The organism is Streptomyces sp. CC208A, from assembly GCF_030010625.1.
Lineage (GTDB): Bacteria > Actinomycetota > Actinomycetes > Streptomycetales > Streptomycetaceae > Streptomyces.
This window is the reverse complement of record NZ_JASCXN010000016.1, coordinates 98687-117090: the sequence shown is the minus strand read 5'-3', so window position 1 is coordinate 117090 and position 18404 is coordinate 98687. Positions and strand designations below refer to the sequence as shown.

Annotated in this window: 18 protein-coding genes; 9 read left to right on the top strand and 9 right to left on the bottom strand. The window is 74.6% G+C overall.

What is annotated here, in order from left to right; translation table 11 throughout:
- Window positions 1-12: 12 nt before the first annotated feature.
- The 4 genes from QK442_RS19080 to QK442_RS19065 all read right to left on the bottom strand — a co-directional run bounded on the left by QK442_RS19080 (window position 13) and on the right by QK442_RS19065 (window position 4560).
- Window positions 13-1272, bottom strand: coding sequence for an FAD-dependent oxidoreductase (locus QK442_RS19080; RefSeq protein WP_282695170.1), 1260 nt, complete (start codon window positions 1270-1272; stop codon window positions 13-15).
- Window positions 1273-1400: 128 nt separating this feature from the next.
- On the bottom strand, window positions 1401-2702 hold the full coding sequence (locus QK442_RS19075; protein WP_282695169.1) for a deoxyguanosinetriphosphate triphosphohydrolase: 1302 nt from the start codon (window positions 2700-2702) through the stop codon (window positions 1401-1403).
- 36 nt (window positions 2703-2738) lie between these two features.
- A complete protein-coding gene (locus QK442_RS19070; RefSeq protein WP_282695168.1) occupies window positions 2739-3536 on the bottom strand; it encodes a sirohydrochlorin chelatase in 798 nt (265 codons plus the stop codon).
- Between the two features lie 328 nt (window positions 3537-3864).
- Window positions 3865-4560 (bottom strand): hypothetical protein, encoded by a 696-nt coding sequence (locus QK442_RS19065; RefSeq protein WP_349239662.1) that lies wholly within the window; start codon window positions 4558-4560, stop codon window positions 3865-3867.
- 75 nt (window positions 4561-4635) lie between these two features.
- On the opposite strand from QK442_RS19065, the gene QK442_RS19060 reads away from it, so the two are divergent.
- The 3 genes from QK442_RS19060 (at window position 4636) to QK442_RS19050 (ending at window position 8270) form a co-directional block, all read left to right on the top strand.
- Window positions 4636-5355 (top strand): aquaporin, encoded by a 720-nt coding sequence (locus QK442_RS19060; RefSeq protein WP_282695167.1) that lies wholly within the window; start codon window positions 4636-4638, stop codon window positions 5353-5355.
- 34 nt (window positions 5356-5389) lie between these two features.
- Window positions 5390-6091 (top strand): ElyC/SanA/YdcF family protein, encoded by a 702-nt coding sequence (locus tag QK442_RS19055; RefSeq protein ID WP_282695166.1) that lies wholly within the window; start codon window positions 5390-5392, stop codon window positions 6089-6091.
- A 73-nt stretch (window positions 6092-6164) separates the two neighbouring features.
- The gene (locus QK442_RS19050) at window positions 6165-8270 is read left to right on the top strand and encodes a molybdopterin oxidoreductase family protein (RefSeq protein ID WP_282695165.1); all 2106 of its coding nucleotides are present in this window, start codon (window positions 6165-6167) and stop codon (window positions 8268-8270) included.
- Here the strand turns inward: QK442_RS19050 and cutA are convergent.
- Together cutA and QK442_RS19035 are read right to left on the bottom strand one after the other, a co-directional pair.
- Window positions 8257-8979 carry a divalent cation tolerance protein CutA gene (cutA, locus tag QK442_RS36360; RefSeq protein ID WP_349239661.1) on the bottom strand — a complete coding sequence of 241 codons (723 nt, stop codon included), beginning with the start codon at window positions 8977-8979 and terminating at the stop codon, window positions 8257-8259. The genes QK442_RS19050 and cutA overlap by 14 nt on opposite strands.
- A gap of 153 nt (window positions 8980-9132) precedes the next feature.
- Window positions 9133-9738 carry an NAD(P)H-dependent oxidoreductase gene (locus QK442_RS19035; RefSeq protein WP_282695164.1) on the bottom strand — a complete coding sequence of 202 codons (606 nt, stop codon included), beginning with the start codon at window positions 9736-9738 and terminating at the stop codon, window positions 9133-9135.
- 89 nt (window positions 9739-9827) lie between these two features.
- Here QK442_RS19035 and QK442_RS19030 point away from each other — a divergent pair, with 89 nt between their 5' ends.
- The 3 genes from QK442_RS19030 (at window position 9828) to QK442_RS19020 (ending at window position 12185) form a co-directional block, all read left to right on the top strand.
- Window positions 9828-10622, top strand: a complete 795-nt coding sequence (locus QK442_RS19030; RefSeq protein WP_282695163.1) for an aminotransferase class IV — start codon at window positions 9828-9830, stop codon at window positions 10620-10622.
- A 292-nt stretch (window positions 10623-10914) separates the two neighbouring features.
- Window positions 10915-11436: a hypothetical protein gene (locus QK442_RS19025; protein WP_282695162.1), complete on the top strand. Its 522-nt coding sequence runs from the start codon at window positions 10915-10917 to the stop codon at window positions 11434-11436.
- A gap of 128 nt (window positions 11437-11564) precedes the next feature.
- Window positions 11565-12185: a class F sortase gene (locus QK442_RS19020; protein ID WP_282695161.1), complete on the top strand. Its 621-nt coding sequence runs from the start codon at window positions 11565-11567 to the stop codon at window positions 12183-12185.
- Between the two features lie 9 nt (window positions 12186-12194).
- Here QK442_RS19020 and QK442_RS19015 read toward each other — a convergent pair whose 3' ends face one another.
- Window positions 12195-12977, bottom strand: a complete 783-nt coding sequence (locus QK442_RS19015) for a TSUP family transporter (protein ID WP_282695160.1) — start codon at window positions 12975-12977, stop codon at window positions 12195-12197.
- 214 nt (window positions 12978-13191) lie between these two features.
- Between QK442_RS19015 and QK442_RS19010 the strand changes: the two genes are divergently transcribed.
- From QK442_RS19010 to nirD, 3 genes are read left to right on the top strand one after another with little or no spacing between them, the layout of a single operon-like run.
- On the top strand, window positions 13192-14382 hold the full coding sequence (locus QK442_RS19010; RefSeq protein ID WP_282695159.1) for an FAD-dependent oxidoreductase: 1191 nt from the start codon (window positions 13192-13194) through the stop codon (window positions 14380-14382).
- Complete coding sequence (nirB, locus tag QK442_RS19005; protein ID WP_282695158.1) at window positions 14379-16901, top strand: nitrite reductase large subunit NirB; 2523 nt, start codon at window positions 14379-14381, stop codon at window positions 16899-16901. Before QK442_RS19010 ends, nirB begins: the two co-directional genes overlap by 4 nt.
- On the top strand, window positions 16898-17263 hold the full coding sequence (nirD, locus tag QK442_RS19000) for a nitrite reductase small subunit NirD (protein ID WP_282695157.1): 366 nt from the start codon (window positions 16898-16900) through the stop codon (window positions 17261-17263). Before nirB ends, nirD begins: the two co-directional genes overlap by 4 nt.
- Before the next feature lie 33 nt (window positions 17264-17296).
- Here nirD and QK442_RS18995 read toward each other — a convergent pair whose 3' ends face one another.
- Window positions 17297-17710, bottom strand: a complete 414-nt coding sequence (locus tag QK442_RS18995) for a VOC family protein (protein WP_282695156.1) — start codon at window positions 17708-17710, stop codon at window positions 17297-17299.
- 94 nt (window positions 17711-17804) lie between these two features.
- Complete coding sequence (locus QK442_RS18990; protein ID WP_282695155.1) at window positions 17805-18272, bottom strand: group III truncated hemoglobin; 468 nt, start codon at window positions 18270-18272, stop codon at window positions 17805-17807.
- Between the last annotated feature and the right edge of the window lie 132 nt (window positions 18273-18404).

Genomic DNA, 18404 nt, shown 5'->3' with positions numbered 1-18404 from the left:
AAGTCTACGTTGTCAGGCGAGGGTCTCCAGGGGCACGGAGGGGTCGCCGAGGGCGTCGGTGTCCACCTGGGCGCGGGAGCGGATGAGCTTCTGGACGGGCTCTGTGACGTCCCACACGTTCACGTTCATGCCGGCGATCACCCGGCCCTCCTTGAGCCAGAAGGCGATGAACTCGCGCTTGCCGGTGTCGCCGCGGACCACGACCTGGTCGTACGAGCCGGGCGGGGCCCAGCCGGAGTACTCCATGCCGAGGTCGTACTGGTCGGTGAAGAAGTACGGGATCCGGTCGTAGGAGACGGTCTGGCCGAGCATGGCGCGGGCGGCGGCGGGGCCGCCGTTGAGGGCGTTGGCCCAGTGCTCGACGCGGATGCGGTGGTGGAGGAAGGGGTGGTCGAAGGCGGCGACGTCGCCGGCGGCGTAGATGTCGGGGTCGGAGGTGCGCAGGGAGGCGTCGACGGCGATGCCGCCGCCGTCGGCGCGGTCGACGAGGGCGAGGCCCGCGTTCTCGGCGAGGGTGGTGCGGGGGGCGGCGCCAATGGCGATGAGGACGGCGTGGGCGGGGTGCTCCTCGCCGTCGTCGGTGCGGACGGCGAGGACCATGCCGTCCTGGCCGGTGATCTCGGCGAGCCGGGCGCCGAAGTGGAAGCGGACGCCGTGCTCGGTGTGGAGGTCGGCGAAGAGCTGGCCGAGCTCGGGGCCGAGGACGCGGTGGAGCGGGGTGGGGTCGGCCTCGACGACGGTGACCTCGGCGCCGTACGTACGGGCGGCGGCGGCGACCTCCAGGCCGATCCAGCCGGCGCCGGCGATGACCAGGTGGCCGTTGTCGCGGCCGAGGGCCTTGAGCTCGTCGCGGAGCCGCTCGGAGTGGGAGAGGCGGCGCAGGTGGTGGACGCCGGCGAGGTCGGTGCCGGGGAGGTCGAGGCGGCGGGGCTCGGCGCCGGTGGCGAGGAGCAGCTTGTCGTAGCGGATGACGGTGCCGTCGCCGAGGCGGACGGTGCGGGCGTCCCGGTCGACGGCGGTGACGGCCTGGCCGAGGTGGAGCTCGACGTCGTGGGCGGCGTACCAGGCGGGTTCGTGGACGAGGGCGGAGTCGCGGTCCTTCTTGCCGAGGAGGTAGTCCTTGGAGAGCGGGGGGCGTTCGTAGGGGTGGTCGCGTTCGTCGCCGATGAGGATCACCCGGCCGTTGAAGCCCTCCGCGCGGAGCGTCTCCGCCGCCTTGGCGCCGGCCAGGCCCCCGCCGACGATGACGAAGGTCAGATCTGCGTCGACCACGTTGATTCCTCCTCGTTGCGACCGGTTCTCTACGCTACGCTCCCGGGCCCGGCCCTGATCGCACCTCCTCGGGACGCGCATGCGAGGGTCCCGCACCGCGCGGGAAGGCGGAAGAGGGCGAACGGCCCCTACGGGCGCGGGGCGCGCAGGCGGGCGTGGAGGGCGCGGGCGGTGGCGTCGGTGAGGGAGGCGATCTGGTCGACGATCACCCGCTTGCGGGAACGGTCGTCGGGCGCGGCGACGAAGAGAGCCCGGAACTGGGGTTCGAGGCCGTCGGGGGCGCGGGCGACGAGCGCCTCGGCGAGTTCGGCGACGACGATCCGCTGGTCGGCGCGGAGCGCCTCCTGTTCGGCGCGCTGCATCACGTACCGGTCGGCGACGGCCTTGAGGACGGCGCACTCGTTGCGCGTGGTGCGGGGGACGACGAGCTCGGCGCCGTAGCGGGTGAGGCGTCCGGATCCGTACGCCTGCCGGGTGGCGCCCTCGGCGGCGAGGCAGAAGCGGCCGATGAGCTGGCTGGTGGCGTCCTTGAGGCGGGCCTGGGCGGTGGCGGAGCCGTCGTAGCCGTGCGGCCACCACTCCTGGTCGATGAGGCGGTCGAGGGCTTCGGCGAGCTCGGCGGGGTCGGTGTCCTCGGGGACGTAGCGGCCGATGGCGACGGCGAAGACGTCGGCGCGCTCGGGTTCGGCGTAGAGCAGGTTGGGGTCGATGTGGCCGGCGTGCAGGCCGTCCTCGAAGTCGTGGACGGAGTAGGCGACGTCGTCGGACCAGTCCATGACCTCGGCCTCGAAGCACTTGCGCTGCTCGGGGGTGCCGCGCCGGACCCACTCGAAGACCGGCAGGTCGTCCTCGTAGACGCCGAACTTGGGCGAGCCGGGGTCGGTGGGGTGGCCGCCGCGCGGCCAGGGGTACTTGGTGGCGGCGTCGAGGGCGGCGCGGGTGAGGTTGAGGCCGACGGAGACGGGCTCGCCGTCGGGTCCCGGGACGAAGCGCTTGGGCTCGATGCGGGTGAGGAGGCGGAGCGACTGGGCGTTGCCCTCGAAGCCGCCGCAGTCCTTGGCGACGTCGTTGAGCGCCTGTTCGCCGTTGTGCCCGAAGGGCGGGTGGCCCATGTCGTGGGAGAGGCAGGCGGCTTCGACGAGGTCGGGGTCGCAGCCGAGGGCGGCGCCGAGCTCGCGCCCGACCTGGGCGCATTCGAGGGAGTGGGTGAGCCGGGTGCGGGGGCTGGCGTCCCACGAGTAACCGCGGGTGCCGGGGGTGACGACCTGGGTCTTCCCGGCGAGCCGCCGGAGGGCGGCGGAGTGCAGCACGCGGGCGCGGTCGCGCTGGAAGGCGGTGCGGCCGGGCCGCTTGTCGGGCTCGGCCGCCCAGCGCTCGGTGGCGGTCGGGTCGTACCCGGGGGTCTCACTGGTGCCGTCGTAGCCTGCCATGCCTCCGACGGTAACCGGAGGGACCGACAAAAGGGATCAGATGGCGGCGAGTTCCCGCGAGGGGGTGGTGGTGCGGCCGGCGCGGGCCCGGTCGTAGCGGTGCAGGACGAGGCGGGCGAGGGCGGGGTGGGCGCCGAGCGGGTCGGCGGCGATCCAGGGGGCGTGGGCGGCGGCGCGGGCGGCGAAGAGGCCGGGGGCGGTGAAGCAGGAGGCGACGGCGACCCGGTGCCGGCCGCGGGCGGTGAGCGCGGCGACGGCCTCGGGGACGGTGGGGGCGGCGGCGGAGGCGTACGCGGCGAGGACGGGGACGGGCGCGCCGTCGCCGCCGAGGCGTTCGCCGAGGGCCGTGGCGATCCGGCGGAGGGTGGCGGCGGAGCGGGGGTCTCGGGAGCCGGCGGAGGCGAGGACGACGCCGGTGGCGGGGGAGGCCGCGTCGGCGGGGGTCCAGCCGGCCTCGGCCAGCCGGTCGGCGAGCGCCTCGACGAGGAGGGGGTGCGGGCCGAGGGGCTCCGCGAGGCGGGCGGACAGCTCCGGTACGGCGGCGAGGGCGGCGGGCAGGTCGTGGGTGACGTGGTGGCCGGGGGCCAGGAGGAGCGGTACGAGAACGGCGCCGCCGGCCTGGCGGCCCTCGGCGGCGACGGCGGCCAGCGTCTCGGCGAGGAGCGGCGCGTTCAGCTCGATGTGGGCGAGGCGGACGTCGAGGCCGGGGCGCAGCTCGCGGACCCGGTCGAGGAGGCGGGCGAGGGCGGCACGCGCGCGGGGGTCGCGGCTGCCGTGGCCGACGGCGACGAGGACGGGGGCGGGGGCGGCTGCGGGGGTGCGGGGGTGCTGCACGGTCGGGGTACCTCCTGCTCGGGTTTCCCCGCCGGGCCGTCGTAGGGGCGCACCCGGCGGAGCTGGAGGCCGAGCTGTTCCACGATCCGCCCCAGCAGGGCGGTGGCGTCCGCGAACGCGCTGTCCGGCTCCGTCATGGACCGATCCTGCCGGGGGCACGTTGCCTGCCCGTTGCGCGGCGGTCACGGCTCTTTTCCGTGACCGCACGCGGGTGTTTCCACGGGCTCACGCGCGCGTGGGGGCGGCTGTCAGGCCGTTCCCCGCACGCGCGCGTGGGGGCGGGGCCCGTCGGACCTGGCCGCGCACGCGCGCGTGGGGGTCGGGTCCGTCAGGCGGCGAGCCAGACGCGGAGCGGGCCGAGCTCGTGGAATCCGGCGGCGAGCGCGGGGGCGAGGTCGTCGCCGGACTCGTAGCCGACGACGGGGAGGGCGGGGTCGGCGGCGGCGAGGGCGGCGGTCCAGACGGCGGCGGGGTCGGTGCCGTCGGCGGCGAAGAGGTTGGAGACGCCGGTGACGCCGGCGGCGGTGGAGAGGACGGCGCCGCCGAGGAGCCCGCCGTCGGAGCCCGGGACGGCGAGGACGGTGACGGCCGGGTCGTCGAGGAGGGCCGGGCGGAAGAGGGCCGACTCCTCGGCGTCGCCGCCGCTCCAGGCCAGCGCCCAGGCGGCGAGGGCCTCGGCGGTCTCGACCCGCGTCCCGGTGGCGGGCCCCGCGGGGGCGCCCGCCGGGCGGCCGATCCAGGTGGCGTCGAAGAGCGGCCGGAAGCCCTCGGGGGCGAGGTCGAGGCGGGCGTACGAGTCCTTGACGGAGGCGCCGGGCCCCGTCCGGTCGATGCCGGTGACGACGTCGGCGGCGGTGGCGTCCCCGGTGAGGGAGACGGCGTCCGGGTAGTAGAGGGGGGTGCGGCGGGGGCTGGTCCAGGCCCGGGGGCCGGTGGCGGTGGCGAGGCCGTGGGCCCGGCACATGCCCGCGCACCACTCGGCGTTGTTCCGCACGGCGGCGGTCAGGAGCTCGTTGTCGATCACCGACGGATCGTACGGACTTCCGGCCCCTCCCCTCCCCTCTTTTTTCGTTCCGAATTACGGAATATCTTTTCCGTTATGAGAATGTTCCCCGCGCCGCTCCCCCGGCGCGTCCTCGCCGAGTTCACCGGCACCGCCGCCCTCGTCGCCGTGATCGTCGGCTCCGGCATCCGCGCCGACTCCCTCAGCCAGGACATCGGGGTCCGGCTGCTCGCCAACGCCGCCGCCTCCGCGCTCGGCCTCGGTCTGCTCATCGCCCTCCTCGGGCCGCTCTCCGGCGCCCACTTCAACCCGGTCGTCACCTTCTCCGAGTGGTGGACCCACCGCGAGCAGGACGGCCGCGAGGTCCTCGCCTACGTCACCGCCCAGGTGGCCGGCGCCGTCGCCGGCGCGCTGCTCGCCGAGGCGATGTTCGGCCGCGCCCCCGGCTCCTGGTCCACCGAACCGCGCGCCGCGCTCCACCTGCTGCTCGGCGAGACGGTCGCCACCGCCGGGCTCGTCCTCGTCGTCCGGGGCCTGCGGCACACCGGCCGCCCCCGGCTGGCCCCGGTCGCGGTCGCCGGCTACATCGGCGCGGCGATCTGGTTCACCTCCTCCGGCTCCTTCGCCAACCCGGCGGCCACCGTCGGCCGTTCCCTGACCGACTCGTTCACCGGCATCGCCCCCGCCTCGGTGCCCACCTACGCCGCCGCCCAGCTCCTCGGGATGCTGGGCGGCATGGCCCTGGCGGGTGTGCTCTACGGCACGGATCGGGCCGGCACCGAACCACGGAGCTCCCGAGAGCGTCGGACGGGGTGACAGCCCGTCCCCGAACCCTCCCGGAGGCTCCCCGATGCAGGTCCGGCTCCCCCGCACCGTCCGGGCCCGCCGCCGCGCCGTCCAGGCCGTGATGGCGGCCGCCGTCCTCGCCCTCGCCCCCGCGACCTGGACGCACACCGCGGCCGCCGGGAGGCTGCGGACGACCGCCGACGTGCCCGCCCGGGACGTCGCCGTGGTCTTCGGCGCCGGCCTGCGGAAGGGGCGCCCGACCCCGTACCTGGCGCACCGGCTCGACACCGCCGCCGAGCTGTACCGCACCGGCAAGGTGAAGGTCCTCCTCGTCACCGGCGACAACAGCAGGACCGAGTACGACGAGCCGAGCGCCATGCGCGCCTACCTCGCCGACCGGGGCGTCCCCGACGAGAAGGTCGTCAGCGACTACGCGGGCTTCGACACCTGGGACAGCTGCGTGCGGGCCCGGAAGATCTTCGGCGTCGACCGGGCGGTCCTCGTCACCCAGGACTTCCACGTCAAGCGGGCCGTGGCCCTGTGCGAGCGGGCCGGGGTCTCCTCGTACGGCGTCGGGGTCGCCGAACCGCGGGACGTCACCTGGTACTACGGCACCGTCCGGGAGCTCTTCGCCTCCGGCAAGGCCGCCCTCGACGCGGCCGTCCGCCCCGACCCGCACTTCCTCGGCCCGGAGGAGCCCGGCGTCACCGAGGCGCTGGCGGGCGGAGCACGTACGGCCACCGCCTCACCCGACCCGGCGCCCTGACCTGAGCGGAGAGCACCCCACTCGTAATACGGCGCGCCCCTGCCCGTAACACGTCCGACGCACGCTTGACGGCATGTCCGACGCCACCGCGGTCCCCACCCACTGCCCCTACTGCTCGCTGCAGTGCGGCATGAGGCTCCGCCCGACCGGCACGGCGGAGCTGCCCGCCGAGGTGGTCGAGCGGACCGACTTCCCCGTCAACCGGGGCGCCCTGTGCGGCAAGGGCCGCACCGCCCCCTCCGTGCTCTCCTCCCGGGTCAGGCTCACCGAGCCCCTGGTCCGCAGCCCTGACTCCGGGGCGCTCGAACCGGCCTCCTGGGAGGAGGCGCTCTCCGCCGTCGCCGAGGGGCTGAGCCGGACCCGCGCCGCCCACGGTCCCGATGCCGTGGGGGTCTTCGGCGGCGGCGGACTCACCAACGAGAAGGCGTACACGCTCGGCAAGTTCGCCCGGCTCGTCCTCGCCACCTCGCAGATCGACTACAACGGCCGCTTCTGCATGTCCTCGGCGGCCGCCGCCCACCAGCGGGCCTTCGGCCTCGACCGGGGGCTTCCCTTCCCGCTGGAGGACATCCCGCGGACGGGCTGCGTGATCCTCGTCGGCTCCAACCTGGCCGAGACCATGCCGCCCGCGCTGCGCTACCTCACCGAGCTGAAGGAGAACGGCGGGAAGCTGATCGTCGTCGATCCGCGCCGCACCCGCACCGCCGAGCAGGCCGACCTCCACCTCGCCCCCCGCCCCGGCACCGACCTCGCGCTCGCCCTCGGCCTGCTCCACCTGGTCGTCGCCGAGGGCCGCGTCGACGAGGAGTTCGTCGCGGAGCGCACCACCGGCTGGGAGGCCGCCCGCGCCGGGGCGATGGCCCACTGGCCCGAGCACGTCGAGCGGATCACCGGCGTCCCGGTGCCGCGGCTGCGCGAGGCGGTCGCGATGTTCTGCGACGCCGGGAACTCCATGGTGCTCACCGCCCGCGGCCCGGAGCAGCAGTCCAAGGGCACCGACACCGTCGGCGCCTGGATCAACCTGTGCCTCGCCACCGGCCGGGCGGGCCGGCCGCTCTCCGGCTACGGCTGCCTCACCGGCCAGGGCAACGGCCAGGGCGGCCGCGAGCACGGCCAGAAGGCCGACCAGCTGCCCGGCTACCGCAAGCTCGACGACCCCGCCGCCCGCGCCCACGTCGCCGGCGTGTGGGGGGTCGCTCCCGAGACCCTGCCGGGGCCGGGGCGGAGCGCGTACGAACTCCTCGACGCGCTCGGCGGCGAGGTGCGGTCGCTGCTCCTCATGGGCTCCAACCCGGTGGTCTCCGCCCCGCACGCCGCCCACGTCGAGGAGCGGCTGCGCTCGCTCGACTTCCTCGCCGTCGCCGACGTCGTCCTCTCCGAGACCGCGGCGCTCGCCGACGTCGTCCTGCCGGTGACCCAGTGGGCCGAGGAGACCGGCACGATGACCAACCTGGAGGGGCGGGTGCTGCTGCGCCGCCGCGCCCTCACCCCGCCGCCCGGCGTCCGCACCGACCTGGAGGTGCTGCACGCGCTCGCCGGACTGCTCGGCTGGGAGAAGGGCTTCCCCACCGACCCGGAGGAGGTCTTCGAGGAGCTGCGGCGGGCCTCCGCGGGCGGCCCCGCCGACTACTCCGGCATCAGCTACCGGCGGATCGAGGAGGAGCAGGGCGTCTTCTGGCCGTGCCCCGGGGAGGGCCACGCGGGCACGCCCCGGCTCTTCCTCGACCGGTTCGCGACGGCCGACGGGCGGGCCCGGTTCGTGCCGGTGACGCACCGGCAGGCGGCCGAGGAGACCGACGCCGAGTACCCGGTGGTGCTCACCACCGGGCGGGTCGTCTCGCAGTACCAGTCCGGGGCGCAGACCCGGCGGGTGGCGGAGCTGAACGCCGCCGCGCCCGGCCCGTTCGTGGAGCTGCACCCGCGGCTCGCGGAGCGGCTCGGGGTCGCGGAGGGCGAGCCGGTCGCGGTGGTGTCGCGGCGCGGGCGGGCGGTGGCGCCGGCCCGGATCACCGGCGCGATCCGGCCGGACACGGTCTTCATGCCCTTCCACTGGTACGGGGAGGGCAGAGCGAACACGCTGGTGAACCCGGCGCTCGACCCGGTCTCCCGGATGCCCGAGTTCAAGGTGTGCGCGGTCCGTCTGGAGCCGGTCGCCGACGGGCGGGCTACGGCCGGCTGAACCAGTCGCCGCCCTCGATGACCGGGCCGAGCGGCGCGTCCGGCGCCGCCACGAACACCCAGGCGGACACCTGCGCCCCGTCCGCGACCCGTACGACGTCCATGGCCACCCGCTCGTACCCGACGGGCAGCTCCAGCCGGTCGAGCAGGCCGAACAGTTCGCCGTAGTCGCCGGACGAGGGCGTGAGGAGCGAGCCGATCACCTCGCCCCCGGCCGCGGGGACGGCGTACGGATAGCCGCCGGGTCCGTCGTGCAGGACCGCCCCGGGCAGTACGGCGGCCGTCTCGGTGCCGATCCTCCCGGCGAGGAACCGGTCGTGGTTGTACCCGCCGGGGCGCAGCGTCCCGTACACGAAGAAGGGCCGCTCGTCCGGGGCCGGGGCTTCCGCCCCCGCGCCCTCCGCGGTCTCCTCCTCGACCCAGCGGGCGTAGCCCTCGGCCACCCGGATCGCCCGGACGGCGAGGATCTCGGGCGTCTCGTAGTCGTGGGCGGCGCGAAGGTGCGCCTCAAGGGCCGGGTAGCGGGCCTCGGTGGTCTTGAACTCCACCGTCCACTCCTCGGTGGTCTCGATCGCGCCCCGCCAGTGGTAGACGGAGGTGACGGGCCCCGAGATCTGCGCGCACGCGGCGAGCCGGGCCTCGACGGCGCCGCGCGCCAGGGCGCCGGCCTTGCCGCGCGCGTCGGTGGTGGTGCGGACGGTGACGATCACCCCTTCACCGTACGGGCGAACCGTGCCGCGCGCAGCCGGGCGTACGCCGGGTGGGCGACGACGGAGCCGGTACGGCGCCGGGGGGCGCGAGCCGGGCGGGGTGCGGGGGGCGGCCGCCCGGCGAGGAGCCCGCAGCGGGTTCCTGACGGCGCCTCAGGCGGCGTACGGCCGGACGGCCTTGGCGTCCTTGAGGGCGCGGCCCCACCAGGCGAGCTGGTCGAGCATGAGCTTGGCTCCGTTGTCGGGCCCGGTCGGGTCCTTGAACCGGCCGTCCTCGTCGAACTGTCCGTGGGCGTTGGGCAGGACGACACCGTCGCGGACGGTGACCGCGTGCATCTCGGCGTAGACCTGGCGGAGTTGCTCGACGGCGCGGATGCCGCCGGAGATGCCGCCGTAGGAGACGAAGCCGACGGGCTTGGCGCGCCACTCGGTGTAGTGGCGGTCGATGAGGTTCTTCAGGGAGGCCGGGAAGGAGTGGTTGTACTCGGGAGTGAGGACGACGTAGACGTCGGCGTCCTCCAGGACGGGGGTGACGCGGGCGAGTTCGGCGCGGACGGCGGGGTCGGGGTCGTAGGAGAGGGAGGTGGGGAGCCGGACCTCGGCGAGGTCGAGGACGGTGAGCTCGAAGTCGGTGCGCTCGGCGACCCGGCCGCGGAACCAGTCGGCGATGACGGGGGCGAAGCGGCCGGCGCGGTCGCTGGCGATGACGAGGGCGAGCTTGAGGGGGGCGGCCTGGGCGGCGGCGTTGGTGATGTCCATGCGGATGATCGTGGTACCTCAAGCTTGGTTGAGGTCAAGCGCGGTTCTCCGGGCGATTCGGAGGCCGTCACTCCGACTACCGTGGGCCCATGACGACTTCGCCCGCCCCCGCCGCCGTGCACATCGAGGTCGACGGCGTCCCGGCCGCCGATCCCGGGGCCCTCGCCGCCGCGATGAGCGGCTACGGCCACTTCACCGCGATGCAGGTGCGCGACGGCCGGGTGAAGGGCCTCGGCCTCCACCTCGACCGCCTCGACCGGGCCACCCGCGAGCTGTTCGGCGAGCCGCTGCCCGGGGAGCGGGTCCGGGGCCTCCTCGCGCGGGCCGTCGGGGCGTCGGGGCGGCGGGACTCCTCGGCGCGGGTGTACGTGTACGAGGGCGGGCCCCGGGTCCGGGTGGCGGTCACCGTCCGCGAGGCGGCGCCCGAAGGGCCCGGCGCCCCGCAGCGGCTGACGGCCGTCGGCTATCTGCGCCCGGCGGCCCACCTCAAGCACCTGGGCGGCTTCGGGCAGCGCTACCACGGGGACGCGGCCCGCCGGGCGGGCTTCGACGAGGCGCTGCTCGTCTCCCCTGCGGACGAGGTCGCGGAAGCGGCGGTCTCCAACATCGCCTTCTGGGACGGCGCTTCGCTGGTGTGGCCGGCGGCCCCGCAGCTCGCCGGGGTCACCATGGCGCTCCTGGAGGCCCGGCTGCCGTCGGTCCGCCGACCGGTCCCCCTGGCCGAACTGCCCGGCTTCCGGGCCGCGTTCGTCGCCAACGCGCGCACGATCGCGCCCGTGACGGGCGTCGACGGGGTCGCGTACCCGGTGGACGGGGAGCTGATGGGGCGGGTGCTCGACGCTTACGCGGCCGTGCCGGGCGAGGAGATCACGGCCGTCGGGTAGCCCGGCCGCGGCCCGCCCCTCCGCGCGACGGGGCCCTGCCGGTCCGGGCCCGTACCGGCGCCCGGGGCACCCCCTTCACGGAGCCGGCTCACCCGTTCGGCACGACACGCCGCCTGACACCCCATAACCCGCCCTGACCTGCGTAAACACCCTGATTCCAGTCGACGCGCCGTCTCGAACGGCGCAATCCTGATGGCCCATCAGCAGGCGCGGGGCGCGCCGGGGCCGTTACCTCGGTCGTACGGAAGCACCGAACGACCGCGCAGCCCACGCGCCCCGGAGGAACCCCACCATGCGTCCCACTGCCCGCCTGCTCACCGGAACCGCGCTGACGGTCGTCGCGCTCGGCGCGTTCGCCGCGCCCGCCGCGTACGCGAACAACGACGGCAACCACGGCCCCGAGACGCTGGAGATCTACCCCTCCACCGCCTCCCACGGCACCACCGTCACCGTGAACACCACGGCCTGTGGCAAGGACGGCCACGGCATCGGGGACGCGAACTCGCTCGGCGCCGGGGAGTTCCGGCTGAACCCGAGCACCCACAAGGAGGTCGTGGTCGGGCAGTTCACCGTGCCCCAGCACGCCAAGGCCGGCGTCCACTGGATCAGCGTGGCCTGTGACAACGGCCGGACCGCCCGGGGCGAGCTGACCGTGAAGCACCGGGAGCCCAGCGGTCATGTGAAGACCGGTGTCGGCGGCAGCATCGGCCCCGACACCGCCCAGGTCACGGCGGGCGCGGCGGTGCTGGCCGCGGCCGCCGTCGGCGGTGTGTGGCTCATGCGGCGCCGGGCGAGCGGCGCCCAGGGCCACTGAGCACACCGCCACTCCCCGCCCCCGCCCGGACCCCGCACGGCCGGCCGGGGGCGGGCCCGTCCCCGTCCCCGTGTGGAACCCCCGTCCCCGTGTGGAACCCTCGTCCCCACTCCCCGTGAGGAACCGACGTGAGCAACAGGAGCAAGGGCTGGGGCATCGCGGTGGCCGCCTGCGTCGGCCTCTGGCTCGTCCAGAACGGCTCGCAGGACGTCACCCCGCCCGTCCCGTCCGCCGCCCAGGCCTTCGCCGCCGGTCCCAGCGTGCACACCGACGCCGCCGCCGACCCGCTGCCGTCGTCCCCGCCGGTGCGGCTGCGCATCCCGGAGACGGACGTGGACGCCCCCATGACCCGGCTCGGTCTGGCGCCGAACGGCTCCCTGGAGGTGCCGCCGGCCGAGGACCGCAATCTGGCCGGCTGGTACGCGGACGGCGTCACGCCCGGCGCCAAGGGCACCGCGATCGTCGCCGGGCACGTCGACAACGCGGGCGGCCCGGCCGTCTTCTACACGCTGGGCGCCCTGAAGAAGGGCCATCGGATCGAGATCGACCGCGAGGACGGGAAGACGGCCGTCTTCACCGTCGACGCCGTCGAGGTCTACGACAACGACGCCTTCCCCGACGAGAAGGTGTACGGCGCCACCGACCGCGCCGAGCTCCGGGTGATCACCTGCGGCGGCGGCTTCTCGGCGAAGCGCGGCGGCTACCAGGGGAACGTGGTGGCCTTCGGGCACCTCATCGGGGTGCGCTGAGTCCGCGCCTCAGCTCCACTGGTCCCAGCCCAGCTTCGCCACCATCGAGAACACCACGACCAGCAGCACCCCGCGGACGAACCCCGAGCCCTTGCTCAGCGCCATCCGGGCGCCGACCATCCCGCCGGTCAGGTTGAAGGCGGCCATGAGGGCGGCCAGCTGCCAGTAGACGGTGCCGCTGAGGGCGAAGGTGACGAGCGCGCCCGCGTTGGTGCAGACGTTGACGATCTTCGCGGTGGCGGAGGCCGTCACCAGGTCGAGGTGGAGCACGGCGGTCAGGGCGAGCACCAGGAAGGTGCCGGTGCCGGGCCCGAACAGGCCGTCGTAGAAGCCGATCCCGCCGCCGACGAGGACGATCGCGGTGACGATCCGGGCCCGGGTGAGCGGCGCCCGGTCCTCCTCCGCCCGCGCCCCGAACGAGGGCTTCAGGATCACGAAGGCCGCCACCGCGACGAGCACCACGATGATCAGCGGCCTCAGGACCTCCTCGTCGACGGCGGTCGTGAACAGCGCGCCGGCCGTCGAACCCGCGAGGGCCGCGAGCCCGACCCGTACCGCCGTCCACACCGGCACCCTCGTCCTGCGGACGTAGGTGATCGCCGCACCCGTCGTGCCGACGATCGCGACCGCTTTGTTGGTGCCGGCGACGTAGGGGTAGGCGGCGTTCGGCAGCCCGATGAGCAGCGCCGGCAGGAGCAGCAGCCCGCCTCCCCCGACCACGGCGTCGATCCAGCCCGCGACGAGCGCGGCCAGGCACAGCAGGACGAGGGTGGAGAGGGTGATGTCGGGCATGCCCGCGAGCCTAGGGACGGACTCGTTGGTACAGCCATCGATCATCCGATCGTTGAGCAAGATCTGAGCTTGCGCGGCCCGGCTTCCCGCCGGGTGCGGGCGGCGCGGCCCCGGCGGCCCTCACAGCCGGGCGGGGCGCCGTCGGAGATCAGCGTTCCGTACGGGAAACAGTCGGGATGCCACCGGGAAACACCGGGCCCGCACCCTTCCGGGTATGAGTACACGGATCGTGGTGGTCGGAGGCGGAACGGCGGGCCTCCGCCTCGCCCAGCGCCTGCCGGTCACCCTCCTCGGGGAGGAGCCGCACGCCCCGTACAACCGGGTGCTGCTCGCCGACGTCCTCGCCGGACGGTACGCCCCCGAGGTCATCGCCCTGCCCGAACCCCGCGAGCCGGTGCGCCGCGGAGTGCGGGCGGTGCGGATCGACCGGGCGGCCCGCACGGTGGAGTGCGCCGACGGCTCGCTGGTCGGCTACGACCGGCTGGTCCTCGCCACCGGCTCCAACCCGGTGCTGCCGCCGCTGCGCGGACTGCGCGGGGCCCAGCTCCCGGAGGGCGTGCACCCCTTCCGCACCCTCGACGACTGCCTCGCCCTGCGGGCCGTCGTCCGGCCGGGGGTGCGGGCGGTCGTCATCGGCGGCGGGCTCCTCGGGGTGTCGGCGGCGCGGGCGCTCGCCGCGCTCGGCGCGGAGGTGGTCCTCACCCAGCAGGGCGAGGGCCTGATGGAACGGCACCTGGACCCGCACGCCTCCGCGCTGCTTCGGGAGCACCTGGACGGGCTCGGCGTCGAGACGCACACCGAGTGCCGGGTCAGCGGTCTGCGGCAGCGGGACGGGGCGGTGACGGCGGTGGAACTCGCCGACGGCTTCGTCCTGGACGCCCAGGTCGTGGTCCTGGCCTGCGGGGTACGGCCCCGGGTCGCGCTGGCCCGCGAGGCGGGGCTCGACGTCCGCACCGGGGTCGTCGTCGACGACGAGCTGCGGACCTCGGACCCGTACATCCACGCGATCGGCGACTGCGCCGAGCACGACGGCCGGGTCTACGGCCTGGCGGGCCCGGCCCTGGAACAGGCGGACGTCCTCGCGGACGTGCTGTCCGGTGCCGCCGGGCCCCGCTACACCGGCACCCGGGCGCTGACCCGGCTCACCCTCGGCGGGGCGCGGCCGATGGACCTCGCCGCCTTCGGCGAGGCCACCCCGCGGCCGGGCGACGACGTCGTCCAGCTCACCGACGCGACCCGGGGCGCCTACCGCAAGGTCGTCGTCCGCGGCGACCGGCTCGTCGGGGGCGTCCTCCTCGGCGATCTGGCCGCGGTCGGCACGCTCGCCCGGGCCTGGGAGGGCGACGAGGCCCTGCCGGAGGCCCCCCTGCTGCACCTGCTCACCCACGACGGAGGCTCCTCATGACCACTTCCACCATTCCCACCATCGTCCTGGTCGGCCACGGAATGGTCGGTCAGCGGTTCCTGGAGGCGCTCGCCGACCGGGGCGTCACCGAGCGGGCCCGGATCGTGGTCCTCTGCGAGGAGCCGCGCCCCGCGTACGACCGCGTCCAGCTGACCTCGTACTTCTCCGGGAAGACGCCGGACGACCTGTCGATGGTCGAGGCCGGGTTCATGGAGCGGCACGGCATCGAGCTGTACACGGACGAGCCGGTGGTGGCCGTCGACCGCGCGGCGCGGACGGTCACCGCCCGGTCGGGGCGGGTCGTCGCCTACGACCACCTGGTGCTCGCCACCGGCTCGTACCCCTTCGTGCCGCCGGTGCCCGGCAAGGACGCCCGCGGCTGCTTCGTGTACCGCACGATCGAGGACCTGCTCGCGATCGAGGAGTACGCGAAGACGGCGACGACGGGCGCGGTGGTCGGCGGCGGTCTGCTCGGCCTGGAGGCGGCCGGCGCGCTGAAGGGCCTCGGCCTGGACACCCACATCGTGGAGTTCGCGCCGCGCCTGATGCCGGTGCAGGTGGACGAGGGCGGCGGCGCGGCGCTGCTGCGGACGATCGAGCAGATGGGGCTGACCGTGCACACCGGCACGGGCACCCAGGAGGTCGTGACGGCCGACGGGGCCGTGACGGGCATGCGGCTGTCGGACGGCACCGAACTCGCCACCGACATGGTGGTGTTCTCGGCGGGCGTACGGCCCCGGGACCAGCTGGCGCGCGAGTGCGGACTCGACGTGGGCGAGCGCGGCGGCATCGCCGTCGACGAGCTGTGCCGCACCTCGGACCCCGCGGTCCTCGCGATCGGCGAGTGCGCGCTCGCCTCCGACGGGCGGGTCTACGGCCTGGTGGCGCCGGGGTACGAGATGGCGCAGACGGCGGCCGCGGTGCTCGCCGAGGAGGTGGACGAGGAGACCGGTTTCACCGGCGCCGACCTGTCGACCAAGCTGAAGCTGCTCGGGGTCGACGTGGCCTCCTTCGGCGACGCGCACGGCACCGCCGAGGGCAGCCTCGACGTCGTCTACTCCGACTCCCGGGCGGGCGTCTACAAGAAGCTGGTGGTGGACGCCGAGGGCCGGCTGCTCGGCGGTGTCCTGGTCGGCGACGCCGAGTCGTACGGGCTGCTGCGCCCGCTGACGGGGACGAAGCCGCCTGTCTCCCCCGAGCAGTTGGTGCTTCCGGCGGGGGCGGGCGCGCCGGTGGCGCTGGGTCCGTCCGCGCTGCCGGACGACGCCGTCATCTGCTCCTGCCACAACGTGACCAAGCACGCGATCGGCCAGTGCTCCTCGCTGCCCGAGGTGAAGAAGTGCACCAAGGCCGGTACGGGATGCGGCAGTTGCGTGAAGGTGATCGAGAAGCTGCTGCCGGCGGCGACCGACAAAGGGCTCTGCGGCTGCTTCTCCTACTCCCGCAGCGAGCTCTACGAGATCGCCCGCACCCTGCGGGTGACGTCCTTCGCCGCCCTGCTCGACTCGCACGGGCGGGAGGCGGCGAAGGGCGGCGAGGGCTGCGAGGTGTGCAAGCCGACCGTCGGCTCCATCCTCGCCTCCCTCAACAACGGGTACATCCTGGACGGCGAGCAGGCCGCGCTCCAGGACACCAACGACCACCACCTGGCCAACCTCCAGCGCAACGGCTCCTATTCGGTGGTGCCGCGCATCCCCGGCGGCGAGATCACCCCGGAGAAGCTGATCGTGATCGGCGAGGTGGCCCGGGACTTCGGGCTCTACACGAAGATCACCGGCGGTCAGCGGATCGACCTCTTCGGCGCCCGCGTCGACCAGCTCCCGGCGATCTGGACCCGCCTGGTGGACGCCGGCTTCGAGTCCGGACACGCCTACGGCAAGGCGCTGCGCACGGTGAAGTCCTGCGTGGGACAGACCTGGTGCCGCTACGGCGTGCAGGACTCGGTGAGGATGGCGATCCAGCTGGAGCTGCGCTACCGGGGCCTGCGCGCCCCGCACAAGCTGAAGTCGGCGGTCTCCGGCTGCGCCCGCGAGTGCGCCGAGGCCCAGTCGAAGGACTTCGGCGTGATCGCCACGGCGAACGGCTGGAACCTGTACGTGGGCGGCAACGGCGGCGCGACCCCGCGCCACGCGGACCTGCTGGCCCAGGACCTGTCCGACGCCGAACTGGTGCGGCTCATCGACCGGTTCCTGATGTTCTACATCCGGACGGCGGACCGCCTGGAGCGGACGTCGGTGTGGCTGGAGCGCCTGGAGGGCGGCCTCGACCACCTCCGCGACGTGATCGTGAAGGACTCGCTGGGCCTCTGCGACGAGCTGGAGGCGCTGATGGCGGCGCACGTCGCCGGCTACCAGGACGAATGGGCGCAGACCCTGGACGACCCGGAGCGGCTGCGCCGCTTCGTCTCCTTCGTGAACGCGCCGGAGACGCCGGACCCGACGGTCCGGTTCGTCCCTGAGCGCGACCAGATCAAGCCGGACCTCACGTTCCTCACTCTGGAAGGAGTCACATCCCGATGACGACGCTGCCGACGCTGCCGACGCTGCCGACACCGACGACTCTTGAACTCTCCCCGACCCCCGACTCCTGGATGCCGGTCTGCGAGGAGACCCGCCTGACCCCGGGCCGCGGCCTGGCGGCCCTGCTGCCGGACGGACGGCAGGCGGCGGTCTTCCGGGACCGGGCGGGCCGGGCGTACGCGATCGACAACCGCGACCCGTTCACCGGCGCCCAGGTGCTCTCCCGGGGCCTGATCGGCACGGCGGACGGCCGTCCGTTCGTCGCCTCGCCGCTCCTGAAGCAGCGCTTCGACCTGGTGACGGGGCGGTGCCTGGACGACGACGAGGTGTCGGTGACGGTCTATCCGGTCCGCCTCACGTGAGGTGACTCGCCCGGTCCTGGCGGGCGGCGGGGCTCAGCCCTGGGCGGCGGCCGGGTCCATCCAGAAGACCTCCCAGTGGTGGCCGTCGGGGTCGGCGAAGGAGCGGCCGTACATGAAGCCCAGGTCCATCGGCTCCTTCGCCGGGCTGCCGCCCGCCTCCAGGGCCCGGTCGGCGAGTTCGTCGGCCTTCTCGCGGCTCTCGGCGTTCAGCGAGAGGAGCACCCCGGTGGAGCGCGTGGCGTCGGCGACCGTCTTGCCGGGGGCGGTGAAGTCCCGGAACTTCTCCTCGGTGAGCAGCATGACGAAGATGGCGTCGCTGATCACGACACAGGCGGCCGTCTCGTCGGTGAACTGCGGGTTGATCGTGTAGCCGAGCTTCTCGTAGAAGGCCTTGCTGGTGTCGAGGTCCTTCACGGGCAGGTTCACGAAGATCATCTGCGGGGCCATGGTGTGCTCTCTCTTCTCCGTCGTGGCGGTGCTGTCGAGAGGTAGGACGGGGCTTGCGGCCCGGACTCATCGCTCTCCGGAGAAGTTTTCTCGTTCAGGTCGGCATGCGCAGGGTGAGCGCCGCCGACGGGACGAAGCCGCCGGTCCCGCCGGTGGCCGCCGCCGCCTCCGCGCCGGGGCCGCCGAGCCGCTTCAGCATGGCGACGGCGATCCGCTCCCCCATCGCCTTGGCCCGGTCCGCGACCGGACCCCGGTGGAGGCCGTCGACGGTGGCCTGCCAGAGCTGGACCCAGCGGCCGAAGTGGGCGGCGGCGAGGGGGCGGGCGGCGTGCAGCACCGCGTGCGGGGCGAAGGGGTCCCGCGCGTACTCGACGGTACGGAAGAGGGCGCGCTCCCAGAAGTCGGTGATGCGCGGCAGGTGGACCTCCAGGTCCGTGCCGGCGACCTCGGTGAAGAAGGGGCCGATGAGGGGGTCGGCGAAGGCGGCCGTGTAGAAGCGGCGCAGCACCACGTCGAGGTCGTCGCGGCCGCCGATGTCGGCGGGCTCCCGGGTTTCGCGCATGGCCCCAGTCTCTCCGTACCCTCCCCTGTCTCCCAGTGCCGAAGGTCCCGACCGGGCCCGGTCAGGGGCGCCGCCCGGCCCCGGAACCGGCTCTCCGCCCCACGCCCGCCCCTTCCCCGTCACCGATTGTTG

Coding starts and splice junctions, on each gene's coding strand:
- QK442_RS19075 (WP_282695169.1), bottom strand. CDS start 2,702: ATGGCAGGCTACGACGGCACCAGTGAGACCCCCGGGTACGACCCGACC.
- QK442_RS19060 (WP_282695167.1), top strand. CDS start 4,636: ATGAGAATGTTCCCCGCGCCGCTCCCCCGGCGCGTCCTCGCCGAGTTC.
- QK442_RS19055 (WP_282695166.1), top strand. CDS start 5,390: ATGCAGGTCCGGCTCCCCCGCACCGTCCGGGCCCGCCGCCGCGCCGTC.
- QK442_RS19050 (WP_282695165.1), top strand. CDS start 6,165: ATGTCCGACGCCACCGCGGTCCCCACCCACTGCCCCTACTGCTCGCTG.
- QK442_RS19035 (WP_282695164.1), bottom strand. CDS start 9,738: ATGGACATCACCAACGCCGCCGCCCAGGCCGCCCCCCTCAAGCTCGCC.
- QK442_RS19030 (WP_282695163.1), top strand. CDS start 9,828: ATGACGACTTCGCCCGCCCCCGCCGCCGTGCACATCGAGGTCGACGGC.
- QK442_RS19025 (WP_282695162.1), top strand. CDS start 10,915: ATGCGTCCCACTGCCCGCCTGCTCACCGGAACCGCGCTGACGGTCGTC.
- QK442_RS19015 (WP_282695160.1), bottom strand. CDS start 12,977: ATGCCCGACATCACCCTCTCCACCCTCGTCCTGCTGTGCCTGGCCGCG.
- QK442_RS19010 (WP_282695159.1), top strand. CDS start 13,192: ATGAGTACACGGATCGTGGTGGTCGGAGGCGGAACGGCGGGCCTCCGC.
- nirB (WP_282695158.1), top strand. CDS start 14,379: ATGACCACTTCCACCATTCCCACCATCGTCCTGGTCGGCCACGGAATG.
- nirD (WP_282695157.1), top strand. CDS start 16,898: ATGACGACGCTGCCGACGCTGCCGACGCTGCCGACACCGACGACTCTT.
- QK442_RS18995 (WP_282695156.1), bottom strand. CDS start 17,710: ATGGCCCCGCAGATGATCTTCGTGAACCTGCCCGTGAAGGACCTCGAC.
- QK442_RS18990 (WP_282695155.1), bottom strand. CDS start 18,272: ATGCGCGAAACCCGGGAGCCCGCCGACATCGGCGGCCGCGACGACCTC.